We start from the raw sequence: 16,491 nt of genomic DNA, 5'->3' as shown, positions 1-16,491 counted from the left end.
TATTCGCGAGCGCGCGGCGCCCGGTTCAGGAGATGAATCCGCGGCGTGACATTTCCATTCATCGGTTTGCGGCGTGGCTTGTTGGCCCTCTCGCGATCGTCGCCGCGCTTATTTGGGCGGCGAACCATATCGGCGGCAATGTCTTGGCGGTGAAAGCCGAGAAGACTGACTGCATCCCTAACGAACGCTTCGTCAATGATCCGGACGGGCGTCGCTTTCTCGAACTGCGCTGGCTGGCGGACCCGCCAGGCTGGCGCGTCCGTCTGCGCGTGCCGGCCGACTATGTGACATGGGCCGATGTCGGGTGCGAGTCGGCGACAATGCCGGGCTATCCGGACCCGAATTACACAAAACCATTTGCACAGGGGTTTGCGGTTGGCTTGTCGCTGCCGGACTTTAAGCCGCTGCCGCCGGCTGATCGCAACATTGATAGAAACGGTGTGAATTGGTCAAAGATGGTGGTTCACATTGACACAATGGCATTGCTCAAGTCTGAGAGCAAAAAAAATCGTTTCATAGAAGATCTATTTTTTTCGGTCCGGCAATATAGCGTGAATCCTAAACATGGATATTTAAAAGAAGCTGGCCTATCTGCCGGACAAAAACCAGATAAGTTTAAACTAAAGCGCTTTGGCGTAATCGGAGATCTAGACCAGTTTAAGTATAAATATGGACGCGGAGAAACGCCAGATCTATATTTCGTTGATAGAAATCCTATTGATCTATGGTTTGATTGTGATGCGGACGAGATAAGAGATCACACTGAAGATGCTGCGTGGAGCGGAAGACCTGAGTGCTATATGTACCTCAGGTATGCGCGCCTGGATGCGCAGATCAAAGTTCTATTTCCGCGTATATACATGCCGATATGGCCGCAGATTAAGGAGCGGACGGAGCGGCTTTTGGATTCATTTGAGATCGGTGAGCTGAAGGAAGGCCGGTTGTGATCGACGACGACGCCTTTGACACGCCTCCCAAATTGGAATTTCACCGCCGGCGGCGCCTTCATCGGAGCGCCTGATTATAAGGATCGAAACGCGCGTCGTTGGCTACGACGCCGATCTCACCCTCGTCGCTTGAAGCGCCGCGAGACACACCGCAATCTGGAACGCTCGCTAATCTCCTTTTGCAAAGTTTGCGCGCACGCGCGGAACATTGAGAACTCGCGCGCGGTTAGTCGCTCATTCCCGATTGCGCGCGAGAGGAGATGAGCCATGCCGCAGGGAGACAAGTCGGCCTATACCGACAAGCAGAAACGCAAAGCCGAGCACATCGAAGAAGGCTACGAGAAGCGCGGCGTGCCCGATAAGGAAGCCGAGCGCCGCGCCTGGGCGACTGTCAACAAGGATGATGGCGGCGGCAAGAAATCGGGGTCCGGCCGCGGCGCAAGTACAGGCAATCCGGCGGCGCACAAGGGCGGCAAGATCGGCGGTGAAGCTTCCGCGTCGCGTCCCGCTTCGGAACGCTCGGCTTCCGCCAAAAAGGCCGCCCCAACGCGCAAACGCAACGAACAGCGCGCCAGCTAGCGCGAAGCCATTGCTCTAGACCACAAGGAGATCGCGATGACCGCGCAGAACGACGAGCAGCCGACGAACGAAGGCGAAGGCAGTCGCACCGCCGCCAAACAGTATAATGACGCGACACGGAAATTCGTCGAAAGCGGCAAGGTCGACAAAGCGGCGAAAGACGCTGAGCAGGCGATCGAAGGCGACGAAGCGGAAGAGTTGAAGCGCGCCGAAGACGAGGGTCGCTCGCACGCCGCGCCGCATGAGCAGGAGCGCGAAATCTAACTCGATGCTTTGCAGCTGGCGGTCGCGTTCAACCTGCTGAACGGCCTTCTCCAATCCCGACGCGGCGATCGCCGCCGCGTCGTCTCCCAACGCTTCGGCGAACTTCTAGTCTTCGCTCCAGAAGTAGTGCCAAACGCCGTCCGACCCGATGCCGATGCGCGTCGCGCGCGGCTTTCCTTCGGCATTAGAGCGTATAAGATCGGCGAAACGCACGCAGCGCCACCTTGCGCGCGCTTCGTCCTCATTGGCCGCGGCCTGCGGATGGCGCGCGAAGGCCGGCCATTCATAGAGCGTCGTCGGTCCGCGGACGATCTTGACGAAGGGCTGCGCAAGAATCGAGCGGATGAGCGAAATCGTTTCTTGCCCCTTGCGATCGAAGGAAAGCGTCTTCAAAATCTCGATGGGATCGGTTCCGGCCATGAAGGCGCCGCTCTTGGCGAACAGCGGGCGCGTCTCGTTCCAGTCGATCGGAATGCGGAGCGCTTCGACGTCGCCAGTCTCGGTCGCGGCAAGAATCTTGTCGCGGATCCTGGCGACGGGCGCGGGCAGCAGCGCGAGATCGCCGATCGGGGGCGAAATGACGTCTCCAGTGACGTCAGCCTTGGGTTTGCGGCTCATGCAGCATGTTAGCGCGCTCCGCCCTTGATGCGCCAATGCGCTGAATTTGACCATTTTCCTACGGCCAAGATTGTCTGCCCGTAACGAAACCGCCATTGTCATGGGCGCGCTCTCGGAGAATAAATGGACGAGCCTCAGCACCAGAATACGCCCACGGGGAACACGACCTCGCCGCGTCTTGAGGGGATGCTGCGCCGGTCGGCGCTTGCGCTCATCGCCGAGCGCGTCTGGCGGGCCGGCTTGGCGCTCGCCACGATTCTCCTGTTTTTTCTGGCGCTGTCCTGGCTTGGCCTTTGGCAGGCTGCGCCGCTTGAGGCGCGCGTCGGCGGCGTGGCGCTCTTTGGGTTCGCCGCGCTCTATGTCGTCGCGCGGGAGTCTGCGCGCGGCTTGCCGCATCGCGCAGCCGCGCTCGAACGGCTGGACCGCGGCGCCGACGCCGCGCTGCGCCCTGCTTCTTCACTCGAGGATCGGCTCGCCAGTCCGAACCCCGACGCGGCGGTCGAGGCGCTCTGGGCGCTGCATCGCCAGCGCTTGGAGGCGGCGCTGGCGCAAACCCCCATCGAGGCGCCGCATCCGCGCGTGCCCCAGCGCGACCCCTATGCGCTGCGCGCGCTGGCGCTCGTCGCGGCGGTTGCGGCCGGATTCATGGCAGGCGATGAAAAGCGCGCGCGAATCGCCGCCGCATTTGACTGGCGCACGTCCGCGAGCTTCGGGACCGCCGCGCGCGTCGACGCCTGGCTCGAACCGCCCGCCTATACGGGGCGTCCGCCGATCGTGCTGGCAAAGGAGAGCGACGCGCCCATCGAGGCGCCGGTCAATTCGATGCTGCGCATCCGCCCCCCAGACTCTGGCGTATCCGTCTCCGGCGGACTGGTCGCCGCGCAGACCGCCGTCGAAGAGTCGCAAAAGGGCGCGTCGAAAGAGCAGGCGTTCAAACTCTCTCGCGCGGCGCGCGTGTCGCTCTCCGACGGTCGGCGTTTCGATCTCGCGGCGATCCCAGACAAGCCGCCGACCATCGCGCTGACGGAAAAGCCGCGCAACAATGTTCGGGGCTCGATGACGCTTGCGTTCCGCGCCACGGACGATTACGGCGTCGTCGGCGCCGAAGCGGTCTTTAGCGGCCCGCCCAGCGCGCGACGCGCGCTCTATGAGCCGCCCCGTCTTGCGCTCGCTTTGCCGCCCGGCGGCGGCGGTCAGGGCGAGGCCAAGGCGACAATCGATCTCGCCGACAGTCCTTTCGGCGGCGCGAAGCTCGCGATGCGCCTCGTCGCCAAGGACGCCGCGGACAATGAAGGCGCTTCTGAATCGATCGACGTGACCCTGCCGCAGCGTCGCTTCGTCAAGCCGCTCGCGCGCGCGCTCGCCGAACAGAGGCGCATCCTCGCGCTCGATCCGGATTCGCGCTCAAGCGTTCGCGCGGCGCTCGAGGCGCTGTCGATCGCGCCCGAAGCCTTCGATACGCCCGCCGCCGTCCATCTCGGACTCCGCGAGGCGCGCCGCGGTCTTGAGGGTCCGCGTAGCGACGACGAGTTGCGCGGCGTCTGTGACATGCTGTGGGCGATGGCGCTCGGCCTGGAAGAGGGCGACACCTCCCAAGCGGAGCGCGAACTGCGCGCGGCGGAGCGCGAATTGAAGGATGCGATCGCGCGCGGCGACAGCGAGCAGGACATCGCCAGCCGCGCCGAGGAGCTACGCGCCGCGCTTGATAAATTCCTCCAGCAGCTTGGCAGCCGATTGCCGCCGGAAGGTGCGCCGCGCCAGGAGTCGGAGGGCGGCGCCGACACCGTCACGCCGGACGATTTGCAGGCGATGCTCGACGAGATGGACCGAGCCATGAAATCGGGCGACATGGCGCAGGCGCAACGGCTCCTGGAGGAACTCCAGGACATTCTCGAAAATGCGCAGACGGCGCAGGGGGCGGGCCAGAGTCGCGGGCGCGGGCGCGAAATGGCGCGCGCGCTCAACGAGCTTGACCAGTTGTCGCGCGAAGAACAGCAATTGCGCGACGACACGTTCCAGGGGATGAACGCGCCGAGCGATATGGAGGCGCGCGGCGCGCGCGGCCATCGGCAGAAGGGACAGCCGCAGCACGAGGAGCTCAGCGCCGAGCGCCAGCGCCAGCAGGCGCTTCGCGAGCGGCTTGAGCGCCAGCAGGACGCGCTGCGCGAGGGCGGCGTCGAAGCCGCCGAAGAACTCGATGACGCGCGACGCGCGATGAAGGAGGCGGAAGACGCGCTCGGAAAGGCTGGCGAAGGCGGCGCCAGGGCGGTCGACGCGCAAGGGCGCGCGGTGCAGGCGTTGCGTAAGGGCGCCGACAGGCTGGCGCAGCAGATGCGCGGCGAGGGCGACCAAAGCGCTGAAGAAGAGGGCGGAAGCCCGGGCAGGCGCGGCCGCCGCGGCAAGGGACGCGATCCGCTCGGGCGGGCGTCTGGCGACGGCAATCGCCCCGACGCCTATGGGAAATATGATCCGCTCGGCCTGCCGCCGGCGCAGCGCGCCCATCGCGTGCAGGAAGAGCTGCGCCGCAGGCTTGGCCAGCCTGAACGCCCGCAGGAAGAGCTCGATTATCTGCAGCGCCTGCTGCGGCGATAAACGCCTTGCCCGCGGGCGCGCGCTTCTCTACAGCGCACCGGGTAGGGAGAAGCGCCGCTCATGCCAAGTTCTTCAAATCTGTTGGTCATTGTCGCCGTCGCGGCGGTGATTCTTGTCGTCGTCGCCGGCTTCATCAATATGTTTCGCGGCGGCGAGGGCGCGCCGGCCCGCTCGCAGAAGCTCATGCGCTGGCGCGTCGGTCTGCAATTGCTGGCGCTTCTCATCGTGCTCGGCGTGCTTTACGCGCGAGGCCGCTGGTAAGCGGCCGCTTCACTTGGCTACGTGCTTCTTCAACCAGTCGACGATCAGCGGATCGTCGACCGCGCCCGTCACCGTCACGACGCCGCCGTCAGGCGCGACAAGCGCCGTGAACGGCAATTCTCCGCGCCAGGCGCTGTCCGCTTCGAAATAGAGCTTTTCGACAAAGTCGTCGGCGAATCCGTAATGATCCGCGCCCGAGAGCCCGGCCTTCTCGATGCGCGCCTCAGCGCGGGCGCGGTCATCGTCGCTGTCGGTGTTGACGAAGACGATGTCGGATCCCTTTTTCTCGGCGGCGATCTTCGCCCATTGCGGCAATTCCACGAGGCAGGGCGGACAGGTCACCGACCAGAAATGCACGATGAGCGGCCTGCCGGCGTGAGCCTTGGTCAATTGCCCGAATGCGCCGCGGCCGTAGGGCTTGAAGTCCATGGCGAAGGCGCCTCCACCTGCAAGAAGCGCAATGACGACGGCGAAAGACATGAGGCGCATGCGACGAAGACCCACTAAACTTCTATAGTTCTTGTCATTCCCTGTAGGCCGCAGGCCCGACCGGGAATCGAGAGTGATAAAGCCGGCGCCGTTGATCGCTTCTGGATTGCCGATCACGCGCGGCGCGCGCGTCGCCAATGACAAAGCAGCGCCCATCCGAATTGGCGTCACTGCGGCGCCGCTGCGCTTTTTTCGTCTCGCGGCAGCGGCATCAGGCGATAGCCTTCCTTATGGGTCAACCACGACAAATACGCCGCGCCATTATGGGCGATGAGCTCGGGATGGTCGGAGGCGTCCAAGGTTTGCGCCACGACGCGCGGGGCGCTCCAGCTCTTGCCGTTGTCGCGCGACATTTGCATGGCGATCGTCGTCGTCGCGCCGTCGAATTCCTTCCAGACGCGATACAGGCGGCCCTTGGCCGCGACCAGCGTCGGATGTCCGGCGGCGCGCGCGTCGTCGCCGAATTTCTCCGGCTCCGAGAAGCTTTTGCCGGCGTCGAGGCTGCGCGCGTAATAGAGCCCTTGGCGCTTCTTGCCCTTGGTGAACCAGACCACATGCCAATCGCCGGCGGCGTCGATCGCGATCGATGGTCCGTGATGCGGGCAGCTATTGATCGCCCAATCGTCGTCGGAAACGCGCGTCGCCGTCGCTTGCGCGGCGTCCGCGGAAAGCTTGGCGACCATATGGTCGCGAACATTGCCGTCCAGAACCTGTCGCCACGCGAAGACCGGCGTTCCGTCCTTGTCGAGCGCGCCTGACATGCGGCAGCATTCGCAGGCGTGATCGATGAGGATCGACTTGCCTTTGAACGTCTTGCCGCCGTCGTCCGAATAGGCGAAGGCGACGCCGCTGCCGAGAAACTCCCTGCCTTCGGCCTTGGCTTTGAGCGCATGAGTCTTGTCGAGCCAGCCGGCGTAGATGCGGCCCTTGCGGTTGACGAGGATGCTGTCGAAGCGCTGGCCGCCTTCGGCTAAAAGCGCCTGCGGCGCTGAAAAGGTCTTGCCGCCGTCGGTCGAGCGAGCGGTGAAGATCGTGCCGATCATCTGCTTGTCGGGCCGTGTCGTATAGCTCGCGAGCAGCGTTCCGTCTTTGAGCGCGACGATTTTCGGACGCGCGTCACCATGCGCGTCGATCACGCCGTCGCCGATCGTAGCGATCGCGGTCGGCGCGGAGAACGTCGCGCCATTATCCGAAGAGGCGGCTGCGTAAAGGCTCTTGCCAACGGAGAAGGCGACCCACAGTCGTCCGTCCTTCGCAAAGGCGGGAACGGCGGTCGCCGCGCAGTCGACCTTCGCCTCGGCGCAGGCGGCGGCGGGATGGTGACTCATCGCGGCCGGCGGCGCTGATTGAGTCGGCGTCGACGCGTCCTTAGGAGCGTCTGCGGAGGGCGCGCCTTGTTCCGCGCTTACGGCGCTAGAGGCCGCGAACGCCAGTAGGGCAAGAGCTAGACGCTTCATTGGTCCTCCCGATCTCATCTGTGTAGCGGCGCCGTCATCTAAAGTTGAATGATTGTGCGGCCGCAAAGCCGCCCTCAGGCGGCGGCGGCAGGCGCAAGCCGGACAAGATCGCTTCCGCCTTCCGCGCGTGCGCATCGCTGGTTGCGTCGACCACTCTAACGTTCGTCACATGTCCAGACGAATCAATCTTGAACCAGACGCGCGCATAGCCCGGGCCCATGCGTGGCGACTCCATCCGGAAAAAACGCGACGAGATCTCTAAATAGGCGCGATCGCGCAACATTTCCGAAACGCGCGTCGCATAGGCGGCGCGGAGCATATTGTTGCGCGCCGACGCTGCGCCGATTGACGCGACTTCAATTCCGACGACGAGCAAGGCGAGAATCCATGGCCAGGAAAGAGGCCGACGCATTCTTCTTGCCTTGCGCATCATCTCTCTCCCATCTTGATCGCCTCAGCCGCGAAGAGACGCCGCACCGCTAGTGAAATCTGAAACTCTGCACGCCGTCATATGAGCCGCCGGGCGGCGGCGGCGCCCGCAGGCCGGAGACGATGGAGCGCGCCAATTGCCCGTGGCGGGGCGTCGAAGCGGAAACGAGTGTGACGCTGTCAGTCGCGCCTGAGGCGCCAAGATGAAAGCGAACGACGGCGCTTCCTTCGCCAAGACTCGTCGCGCCCGGCGAGCGCGCCCGGATAATTAGACCGAGCTTGCGCAGATAGGCGCTGTTGTCGGCGTGTTTCTTTTTATCGGCTGCCTTCTCAGTCTTCTCGTCCCGCGCGGCCTTGGGTTTCTGTTCGCGCCCGGCGTCGGTCTTCTCCTCGCGCTTTTCGGTCTTCTCCTCGGATTTCGTATCCTTGCTCTCTTCGCGCTTCGGTTCGGCGCTGTCTTCGGCCTTGGGCTTTTGCGCCTCATCGATGGCGCGCGCCGGTCCGCTCGCGCCAAGCGCACAGGCGAACGCCAATGCCGAAAGACTCAGTGTCAGTCGAGAAATGTGCCGCATTTCCTTCTCCTTCGATAAACATGCGCGGGCCTCTTGCGCATGGATTCAATTCAGCCACGGACCGAAAGTTTTGAACGGCGCGACCGACTCATTTCGGCGTTGCGCGGAACTTGAAGGTTTGTCCCACATCCATCGATCCGCCCGGCGGCGGCGGCGCTTCGACGCTCGACAGGATCTTCTTCACCGTTTCTGAAAGCGCTGGACTTGTCGTCTTGTCGATCGTCACTTTGTCGATCTTGCCTTGCGCGTTGACGTGAAAGCTGGCCGTCACCTCGCCGTCGCCGGCAGGACTTTCCGTGGGCGTTCGCTTGGCGATCGCCGTGTAGAGCGCGCCGAGGAACTTGCTCTCCGACATCGCCGGAGCGGCGGAAGGCGCGGCTGCGCCGCCCGTCGTCGCCGGCGCAGCGGCGTTTGGCGCTGCAGTTCGCGGTGGCGCGGGCGCTGTGGAAGCGGGCTTAGGCGCCGGCGTGGTCGCGGGCTTCGCGTCCTCGGCGTGCGCCGCGCACGCGGCGAGCGCCGCGGCGAGGGTAAGCAGTCGCGCGAGCTTCATCAGGCCCTCAATATTCGGAACGATCTTAGGCGGCGGGCGCGAGCGTCCGCCGCCGTTCGCGTCAATGGAAGGCGAAAGCCTGGCTCACGAAGGCCGAGCTGCACATGCCTGGGCCGCGCGCGGAAGACACGATCCGCCGCGCGAGCGCCGCATGCGCCGGAGTCGATCCTGAAGCCGAAATGCCAGACAGACCGCCGCCCGGATTGACGTGGAACGTCACGCTCGCATGGCCGGGACCAAGGCTGGTGTTGCCTGGCGTATGCCGGCGAAGCGCTGCGGCGATATGGGCAAGACATGTCGCCTGCGACGCGCCCGAACTCGCGGCGTGTCCCTCAGGCGCGCCGTAGCGCCGACGCGCCTGCGCCTCCTGACGTTGCTGCGCGCGCTGGACCTGTTGCTGCTCGACCTTCTTCTTGACCTCGTCGACGTCTTCCTTCTTGGCCGGCAGAGGCACGGCGTCGGGCGACATCACCATTGGCGGCGGAAGCGCGATGTCGGGCTCCTCGACCGCTTCGGGCGGCGGCGTGTCGTCGGCCTCGGCGACTTCCTCCTGCTCGAAGAAGTCGCCTTCCGGCACGAGGTCCATGCTGACAGAGTCGAGCGATACCGCCGTCGGCTTCGCCGAATAGGCGAGTATGCCGAAGACCATGACATGCGCCGCGACGACGAGGACGGTCGTCACCGAGCGCAGCCAACCCGGCTTAACCGGCTCCGGACCAGAAGGCGGATGATCGCCCTCCCGCGCCATGTCGTGGGGACTTAGCGCGAGATCCGTCATTTTGCCGCCCCTGTGGCCGCGGCGGGCGCCTGCGCCGGCGGAGCGCCGACCGCTGCGGGCGCAGCGCGTCCGGGCGCGGCTTTCATGCCTGCGCCGGTCTTGCTGCGCGAGTTGGTCATGATCGCGATATGGGTGATGCCGTTGGTCGCAAGCTTATCCATCACCGCGACGACCTCGCCATAAACCGCCTCCGTGTCGCCGCGGATATGAACGACGCGCGACTGGTCGTCGCCCATCATCACCTTGATGCCGTCGACGAGCGCCTCGGCTGAGAGCTCGTCCGCGCCAAGCGCGATCTTGCCGTCCTTGCCCACTGTCACGACGATCGGGTCTTTTTGGTTGATCGGCATCGCGGCGCTCGCCTGCGGCAAGTTCACCTTGACGCCCTTGGCGAGCAATGGCGCCGTGATCATGAAAATGATCAGCAACACGAGCATGACGTCGACGAGCGGCGTCACATTGATATCGGCGAGCGGCTGATAAAGGCCTTCGGTTGCGCTCTGGCGCTGGCGTGAGGGCATGCCCATTATGCAGCCTCCCGATCGCGACGCGGACGCGACTGATGGCCGCTGCACATCAGGAGAGACTCGTCTTCGATGTAATGCGCGACCTGCTGGCCAACGCGCGCGAAGGCGGCGCCGATGCGGTTGTATCCGACTGACGCGGGGATGGCGGCGGCAAGTCCATACGCCGTCGCCGCAAGCGCTTCGGCGATGCCGGGCGCGACGACCGCGAGGCTCGTGTCCTGCGACTGGGCGATGCCGGCGAAGCTCGTCATGATTCCCCACACCGTGCCGAACAGGCCGACGAAGGGCGCGACCGACGAGATGACGGCGAGATTAGGCAGGCCGCCCTCCGCCTTGGTCAGGAACTCGCGCGCCGCGCGGCTCATATGGTCGGCGATGCGGGCGCGCTTGTCGCCGATCGTTTCGTCGGGAAGGTCGAGGGCAAAACCTTCGCGGCCTGCTTCGGCGACGGGCGCGAGAACGCCGACGTCTCCCCCCGCACGGGCGGAGCGGGCCGACTTGGCGATGCGGGTGACGGCCACCACGCCTTCGACGATGAGCACCCACGTCCAGATCGACGCGAGCAGCAGCAGCGCCATGACGGCCTTTCCGACAGGACCGGCGTTGAGGAACATGGCGAGAGGAGAAAGCGTATTGTAATCCATTTTCACTCACTCGTTTCATTAGGACGCGCCTGCGGCGATCGCGCGGGCGAAGCGTCAGTTTTTGTTTTGTTATGTCTTCGCGAGACGAGAGGCCGCAAAGCGGAGAAAGCCCGCAGTTAGACTCCTGCGCGGCGCACTGGAGTCTAACGTAAATTCAGGAAATATGAATTGAGGGTGGGGCGCGCGCGCCATTCGCGCCGTTCGCTGCGAAACTCTCGGGCGGCGGCGTGGCGACGGCGCAATGCCGAATTTCAGAAGGGCGCTCCGCGGCGGTCCGCATCGCCGAAGCGACGCGCTCTGGAAGAACGGCGTGGCCTGCATGGGCGGTCAGGCAGCAGTCCGGACATCTATGCGCAGAATGCGTTGGCGAGCCGTCGCGCTGCGTCGCCGCCCCCTTCTGCGCGGCGGTTGCGTGCAGACCTGCAACATAAGCGGCATGATCGCAGGCGATTCCGCCTTGGTCCGCGAATGCGTGCGCCGGCCGCGTCGCGCCCGATAAAAGAAGCGAGAACATCAGCGCGCAAGCGGCCGCGACGGCAAATGCCGCGCGGAATTCCCGACGCATGGCGCGCAACTGTGACATAAATGTCTCTTAGTTGATTTTTTAACCTTTGACAACGCGCGCAGGCTTGGAAAGTCTCGGTTTACCGGTTCATGTGCGATTACGGCGTCGCTAAAGTTAATGACGTCGACTTCGCAAGAGCCTATGCGCATTCGCCAACTCCTCGCTCTCCTCGCTCTCCTTGCGCTCGTCGCGAGGCTCGTATCGCCTTGCGAGGCGATGGCGTCGAGATCCGTTGACGCGCCGAACGCGCCGATCGCCAAGTGCCATTTGCTGGCGAATACATCGCCTGTGGCGCAGGGCGAGTCGGATCAAGCGCCTTCGGATCAGCTTGATCACGATGGATGCGCCTGCGCGCTCTGCCAGATCGGCTGGAGCGCACCGCCGCCGGCGGACGCCGTTTTTGCGATCCGTGGCGTCGAACACAATCTCGCGCCGCGGGCGCCGCCGACGCTGGCCTTTGTCCCTTCGCGGCCGAACCGCAGCGCCCCGACGCGCGGGCCCCCTTCCTTCGTCTGATCTGCCGAACGTTACGACGGCGAAAGCCGTTCAGGTCAGTCGCGCCGCCTTGACCGGCGCTAGAAGGAAGCATTTCATGTCTCGCCACTCGCTTCTGCGCGGCGTCTCCGCCGGCGCTCTCGCCATCTTTGCGCTTTCCGAACTTTACGCGACGCGCGCCGCTGCGCAGCAGTCGCTGCCTACGATCGACGTCGGCGGTCAACGCCGCGGCGTCGTCAGGCGGCCGACGACTGGGGTTCCAGGCGCCGCGACAAATGTCGCGCCGGCTCCGGCTCCGGGCCCCGCGCCTGTCTCAATCTGGTCGGCGACGCTTCCTGACGGCAAGCCGGCTTTCGTTCAGCGCTGGCAATTGCCCAACACGGTCGCGAGCGTCACGCGCCGCGACATCAAAGAGAAGATCAACATCGTCGATAGCCAGGATGCGCTCAAATATGTGCCGAGCTTGTTCGTGCGCAAATTGCGCGGCGGCAATGAAGGCATGATTCAGACGCGCACCTGGGGCCTCTCGTCGGCGCGCGCTCTGGTCTATGTCGACGATCTCTTGATCAGCCAGCTCATCTCCAACGGCCACACTGACGGCCAGCCGCGCTGGGGGCTTATCTCGCCGGAAGAGATCGAGCGCGTCGACTATCTCTATGGGCCCTATGCGGCGCAGTATCCGGGCAATTCGATCGGCGGCGTCATCAAATTCACCACGCGCATGCCGGAGCATCTCGAAGTCACCGCCAAGCAGACCGTTGCGGTGCAGGATTTTGCGTGGTGGGGCGCTCAGCTCGGCCTGCCGACGACGACGACGGCGCTGACCATCGGCGATAAAATCGGCGATCTGTCCTATTTCGTCGCGCTCAATTACGCCTGGAACAACAACCAGCCGATTTCGTTCATCAACGCTAACCGCTTCTATCCTTATCCGGGCGCGATCTTCTCGCAAAATGTCTATGGCGTGCCGCAGTCGATCGTCGGCTCGGGATCGATATCGGAGGAGAATTTCATCAACGGCAAGGTGAAGGTCGCTTATGACTTCACGCCGACGATCCGCGGCGTCTATACGCTCGGCGTGTTCAACAGCGATCGCGTGTCCTGGCCGCTGAACTATCTGTCGGGGGGACGCAACGAAGTCTTTGGCCCGCCCTCGGGGCCTGCTGCGCTGCCTCTGACCACGTTGCAAGGCTTCGGCGCGGCCAATCTGCGCTATCAGGAGACCATCCTGGTCAACTCCTTGGCGCTCAAGTCGAATACGCAGGGCGTTTTCGACTTCGAGCTTTCCGCCTCGCATTTCACCTACCCCTACAGCTCTTCGCGCTCGGCCTGGAGCGGGGTGCCGTCGACCGGCATCAACCCCTTCGGCGGCTATACGCAGACGGGGCGGGACACAATCTTCACCGGCACCTACTGGACGCTTCTCGACCTGAAGGGCATTTATCGGCCGGACGGCCCCGAGGGCATGCACGACATCAGCTTCGGCATACACGGCGACCAATACCACTCGAACAATCCGATCTGGGTCACGACGAATTGGACAGCGGGCATGCAGTCGTCGCTTGGCGTCGTGCAATCGGTCGGCAGCGGCACGACGCGCACGCAGGCGCTCTGGGCGCAGGATGCGATTCTCCTGCGTCCCGACCTGAAACTGACGCTCGGCGTTCGCGGCGAGCATTGGCAAGCCTCCGACGGATACAATCAGCTGCTCGGAGGATTGAACGCCGCCGCCACCGGCGCTTCGGCGACGCTTGGGACCATGTTGCCGATCTTCCAGCCCAATCTGTATTCCACGCGCGTTTCGCCGAAGGCGTCGCTGCGCTGGGAGGCGGATCCCTATTGGACAATCACCGGCAATATCGGCATGGCCAATCGCTTTCCGACCGTGCGCGAACTCTACAATCTCACCGCGACGCCGGGCGCGACGGGATTCGTCTCCAATCCCAACCCCAATCTGCGTCCAGAGACCGCTCTGACCAAGGAGATCGTCTTTCAACGCAGCCTTGGTCCCGACAGCTGGGCGCGGCTGTCGCTCTTCGACGAAGAAGCGCGCGACGCGATTATCAGCAACGCCACGATCGTTCCCGGCTCGGCCTTTCAGGCCAACGCCAATATCAACGTCGACCGCCTTCGCAATACCGGCGCGGAGTTCGCGTGGCAGAAGGACAATGTCTACTACAAGGGACTCCAACTGTTCGGCAGCGTGACATTCGTCAATTCACGGGTCATCTCGTTCAGCAGATGGCAGCCTTCGGCGCCATCTGCGACATCGCCGTTCGGAACGAGCTTCGAGTTTCCATGGGCGACATCGGTCGCCGGCAAGAATGCGCCGGGCGTGCCGAAATGGCGCTGGAATTTCGGAGTCACCTATCGCCCGGATGACAGTTGGGCGTTCACGGTGGCGATGCGCTGGCAGGATCGCATCTGGCGCACGCTCGCCAACAACGATCTCGTGCATGGCATCTTCGGCTCGTCGGATCGCTTCTTCATGGTCGATCTGCACGCGCATTACAAATACAGCGACCGCTGGTCGTTCGACGCCGGCATCGACAATGTGAACAATTACAAATTCGCGCTGTTCCACCCCTATCCACAGCGGACCTTCATCTTCTCAGCGAAGTACGAATATGGCACGGGCAAGAATTTGCCGGGCATTTTCTACACCGGCAACGAAGGCTGGCCGCAATTTGGCGGCTGGCTCCAGCCGGTCGCCTGGAACTGGGAGTAGTCCCGAACGCGAAGCGGGATCATTCCCCCTTCGCGGAGACTCCGCTTCGGGGCGGTATGGACGCAAAAGAAAAGCCCGGGAGAAACTCCCGGGCGTTTTGTTTTGGCGGCGTTGAAGAGACTTAATGCGCCAGCGACTTGACGATCGACTCGACGGTCTTCTTGGCGTCGCCGAACAGCATCATCGTGTTTGGTCTGAAGAACAGCTCGTTCTCGACGCCGGCGTATCCAGAGCCCATGCCGCGTTTCAGGAACAGAACCGTCTTCGCCTTTTCGACGTCGAGAATCGGCATGCCATAGATCGCCGAGGTCTTATCGGTCTTGGCGGCGGGGTTGGTCACGTCGTTGGCGCCGATGACGAAGGCGACGTCCGCCTGTCCGAATTCGGAGTTGATGTCCTCGAGCTCGAACACTTCATCATAGGGCACATTGGCCTCGGCGAGCAGCACATTCATATGGCCCGGCATGCGGCCCGCGACCGGATGGATGGCGTATTTGATGTCGACGCCTTCCTCCTTGAGCATGTCGGCCATTTCGCGCAGCGCGTGTTGCGCCTGCGCGACCGCCATGCCGTAGCCCGGCACGATGATGATCTTGCCGGCGTTCTGCATGATATAGGCGGCGTCTTCCGCCGAACCCTGCTTGACGTTGCGCGTCTCCTTGCCGCCAGCAGGCCCCGCCACCTCGCCGCCGAAGCCGCCGAGAATGACGGAGATGAAACTGCGGTTCATCCCCTTGCACATGATGTAGGAGAGGATTGCGCCCGACGAGCCGACAAGCGCGCCGGTGATGATCAGCGCGAGATTGCCCAGCGTGAAGCCGATGCCGGCCGCCGCCCAACCCGAATAGGAGTTGAGCATGGAGACGACCACCGGCATGTCGGCGCCGCCGATCGGAATGATCAGCGTCACGCCCAAGGCGAAGGAGGCGAGAATCAGCAGGAACAGCCAGACGCCGCTCTGCGTGCCGACGAAGAGCGCCGTCAGCGCCAGCAGGGAGACGCCGAGCATGATGTTGATGGTATGGCGTTCCGGCAGCAGGATCGGCTTGCCGGTCATGCGTTCGGAAAGCTTTAGAAAGGCGATGATCGATCCGGTGAAGGTGATCGCGCCGATCGCCGCGCCGAGCGACATTTCGACGAGGCTGCCGGCGTGAATCTCATTGGCGTCGCCGATGCCGAAGGCGCGCGGCGCGAAAAAGGCGCCGGCCGCGACAAGCACCGCCGCCAGGCCGACCAGCGCGTGGAAGCCAGCGACAAGTTCAGGCATCTTCGTCATCGGAACGCGCTGGGCGATGAAAGCGCCCGCGCCGCCGCCGATGGCGACGCCGATCACGATCATCAGCAGGCCGCCGAAGGAGGGGAAATGCGTCAGCAGCGTCGTCGCCACGGCGATCGCCATGCCGATCATGCCGTAGCGATTGCCCTCGCGAGAGGTGGCGGGCGAAGAGAGGCCGCGCAGCGCGAAGATGAACAGCACGCCGGCGACGAGATAGAGAAGGGCTGCGATATTGGCGCTCATGGCCTCAGCCCTTCTTCTTGTACATGGAGAGCATGCGTTCGGTGACGAGGAAGCCGCCGAAGATGTTCACGCTGGCGAGAATGACCGCGATGAAACCGAAGGCGTTCGCCCACCAGGAGCCCGACGCCTCGGCGGCGGTCATGCCTTCGACGCCCGCCGCGAGCAGCGCGCCGACGATGATGACGGAGGAAATCGCGTTCGTGACCGACATCAGCGGCGTATGCAGCGCCGGCGTCACCGACCAGACGACGTAATAGCCGACGAACACCGCCATGGCGAAGATCGCCACGCGGAAGACGAAAGGATCAATGGCGCCGCCGGCGAGCCCGTGCGCCGCCGCCGCGGCGGCCGTATGTGCGAGTTCGTCCGAATAGTGTTGCGCCTGTTCGGCCAGATGGCGGGCGGCCTCGGCCGCCGCCTGCGCCTTCTCGAGCAATTGTTGCGTAGAGTCGGTCATCGCTTAACGCCCCTTAGTTT

19 protein-coding genes are annotated in these 16,491 nt (G+C 63.9%); 7 read left to right on the top strand and 12 right to left on the bottom strand.

The features are described from left to right. The first annotated feature begins 32 nt into the window (after nucleotides 1-32). The 3 genes from EHO51_RS13040 to EHO51_RS13030 all read left to right on the top strand — a co-directional run bounded on the left by EHO51_RS13040 (nucleotide 33) and on the right by EHO51_RS13030 (nucleotide 1,790). Entirely contained in the window at nucleotides 33-947 is a 915-nt protein-coding gene (locus EHO51_RS13040) for a hypothetical protein (RefSeq protein ID WP_124739244.1), read from the top strand. 267 nt (nucleotides 948-1,214) lie between these two features. After that, the gene (locus tag EHO51_RS13035) at nucleotides 1,215-1,526 is read left to right on the top strand and encodes a plasmid stabilization protein (protein WP_124739243.1); all 312 of its coding nucleotides are present in this window, start codon (nucleotides 1,215-1,217) and stop codon (nucleotides 1,524-1,526) included. Nucleotides 1,527-1,562: 36 nt separating this feature from the next. Continuing rightward, the gene (locus tag EHO51_RS13030) at nucleotides 1,563-1,790 is read left to right on the top strand and encodes a hypothetical protein (protein WP_124739242.1); all 228 of its coding nucleotides are present in this window, start codon (nucleotides 1,563-1,565) and stop codon (nucleotides 1,788-1,790) included. A 105-nt stretch (nucleotides 1,791-1,895) separates the two neighbouring features. Here EHO51_RS13030 and EHO51_RS13025 read toward each other — a convergent pair whose 3' ends face one another. Then, nucleotides 1,896-2,408, bottom strand: coding sequence for a hypothetical protein (locus EHO51_RS13025; protein ID WP_124739241.1), 513 nt, complete (start codon nucleotides 2,406-2,408; stop codon nucleotides 1,896-1,898). A 123-nt stretch (nucleotides 2,409-2,531) separates the two neighbouring features. On the opposite strand from EHO51_RS13025, the gene EHO51_RS13020 reads away from it, so the two are divergent. Both EHO51_RS13020 and EHO51_RS13015 read left to right on the top strand, forming a co-directional pair. Further along, entirely contained in the window at nucleotides 2,532-5,000 is a 2,469-nt protein-coding gene (locus EHO51_RS13020) for a TIGR02302 family protein (RefSeq protein WP_124739240.1), read from the top strand. A 60-nt stretch (nucleotides 5,001-5,060) separates the two neighbouring features. Then, complete coding sequence (locus tag EHO51_RS13015; RefSeq protein ID WP_124739239.1) at nucleotides 5,061-5,261, top strand: twin transmembrane helix small protein; 201 nt, start codon at nucleotides 5,061-5,063, stop codon at nucleotides 5,259-5,261. A gap of 9 nt (nucleotides 5,262-5,270) precedes the next feature. Here the strand turns inward: EHO51_RS13015 and EHO51_RS13010 are convergent, their stop codons facing one another. The 9 genes from EHO51_RS13010 to EHO51_RS12970 all read right to left on the bottom strand — a co-directional run bounded on the left by EHO51_RS13010 (nucleotide 5,271) and on the right by EHO51_RS12970 (nucleotide 11,290). Further along, on the bottom strand, nucleotides 5,271-5,894 hold the full coding sequence (locus EHO51_RS13010; RefSeq protein ID WP_245434592.1) for a TlpA family protein disulfide reductase: 624 nt from the start codon (nucleotides 5,892-5,894) through the stop codon (nucleotides 5,271-5,273). A 23-nt stretch (nucleotides 5,895-5,917) separates the two neighbouring features. Beyond that, nucleotides 5,918-7,207 (bottom strand): sialidase family protein, encoded by a 1,290-nt coding sequence (locus EHO51_RS13005; protein WP_124739238.1) that lies wholly within the window; start codon nucleotides 7,205-7,207, stop codon nucleotides 5,918-5,920. 34 nt (nucleotides 7,208-7,241) lie between these two features. Next, nucleotides 7,242-7,619, bottom strand: coding sequence for a hypothetical protein (locus EHO51_RS13000; RefSeq protein WP_164479396.1), 378 nt, complete (start codon nucleotides 7,617-7,619; stop codon nucleotides 7,242-7,244). Nucleotides 7,620-7,686: 67 nt separating this feature from the next. Next, a complete protein-coding gene (locus EHO51_RS12995) occupies nucleotides 7,687-8,208 on the bottom strand; it encodes a hypothetical protein (protein ID WP_124739236.1) in 522 nt (173 codons plus the stop codon). Between the two features lie 88 nt (nucleotides 8,209-8,296). Then, complete coding sequence (locus EHO51_RS12990; protein WP_124739235.1) at nucleotides 8,297-8,758, bottom strand: energy transducer TonB family protein; 462 nt, start codon at nucleotides 8,756-8,758, stop codon at nucleotides 8,297-8,299. A gap of 61 nt (nucleotides 8,759-8,819) precedes the next feature. Continuing rightward, nucleotides 8,820-9,536, bottom strand: coding sequence for an energy transducer TonB (locus EHO51_RS12985; RefSeq protein WP_124739234.1), 717 nt, complete (start codon nucleotides 9,534-9,536; stop codon nucleotides 8,820-8,822). Further along, nucleotides 9,533-10,063 (bottom strand): ExbD/TolR family protein, encoded by a 531-nt coding sequence (locus tag EHO51_RS12980; protein ID WP_124739233.1) that lies wholly within the window; start codon nucleotides 10,061-10,063, stop codon nucleotides 9,533-9,535. Before EHO51_RS12980 ends, EHO51_RS12985 begins: the two co-directional genes overlap by 4 nt. Beyond that, complete coding sequence (locus EHO51_RS12975) at nucleotides 10,063-10,707, bottom strand: MotA/TolQ/ExbB proton channel family protein (RefSeq protein ID WP_124739232.1); 645 nt, start codon at nucleotides 10,705-10,707, stop codon at nucleotides 10,063-10,065. Before EHO51_RS12975 ends, EHO51_RS12980 begins: the two co-directional genes overlap by 1 nt. Nucleotides 10,708-10,861: 154 nt before the next feature. Then, on the bottom strand, nucleotides 10,862-11,290 hold the full coding sequence (locus tag EHO51_RS12970) for a hypothetical protein (protein WP_245434591.1): 429 nt from the start codon (nucleotides 11,288-11,290) through the stop codon (nucleotides 10,862-10,864). A gap of 123 nt (nucleotides 11,291-11,413) precedes the next feature. Between EHO51_RS12970 and EHO51_RS12965 the strand changes: the two genes are divergently transcribed. Both EHO51_RS12965 and EHO51_RS12960 read left to right on the top strand, forming a co-directional pair. After that, nucleotides 11,414-11,788: a hypothetical protein gene (locus EHO51_RS12965; protein ID WP_245434590.1), complete on the top strand. Its 375-nt coding sequence runs from the start codon at nucleotides 11,414-11,416 to the stop codon at nucleotides 11,786-11,788. 76 nt (nucleotides 11,789-11,864) lie between these two features. Next, nucleotides 11,865-14,495 carry a TonB-dependent receptor gene (locus tag EHO51_RS12960; protein WP_124739230.1) on the top strand — a complete coding sequence of 877 codons (2,631 nt, stop codon included), beginning with the start codon at nucleotides 11,865-11,867 and terminating at the stop codon, nucleotides 14,493-14,495. A gap of 121 nt (nucleotides 14,496-14,616) precedes the next feature. On the opposite strand, the gene EHO51_RS12955 is transcribed toward EHO51_RS12960, so the two are convergent. Continuing rightward, the gene (locus tag EHO51_RS12955) at nucleotides 14,617-16,014 is read right to left on the bottom strand and encodes an NAD(P)(+) transhydrogenase (Re/Si-specific) subunit beta (protein WP_124739229.1); all 1,398 of its coding nucleotides are present in this window, start codon (nucleotides 16,012-16,014) and stop codon (nucleotides 14,617-14,619) included. A 4-nt stretch (nucleotides 16,015-16,018) separates the two neighbouring features. After that, on the bottom strand, nucleotides 16,019-16,471 hold the full coding sequence (locus EHO51_RS12950) for an NAD(P) transhydrogenase subunit alpha (RefSeq protein WP_018406076.1): 453 nt from the start codon (nucleotides 16,469-16,471) through the stop codon (nucleotides 16,019-16,021). Nucleotides 16,472-16,491 lie beyond the last annotated feature (20 nt).

Origin of the sequence: Methylocystis rosea, assembly GCF_003855495.1 — a bacterium.
GTDB lineage: Bacteria > Pseudomonadota > Alphaproteobacteria > Rhizobiales > Beijerinckiaceae > Methylocystis > Methylocystis rosea_A.
The sequence above is the reverse complement of the archived record's forward strand: the minus strand, read 5'-3'. Positions and strand labels throughout refer to the sequence as shown.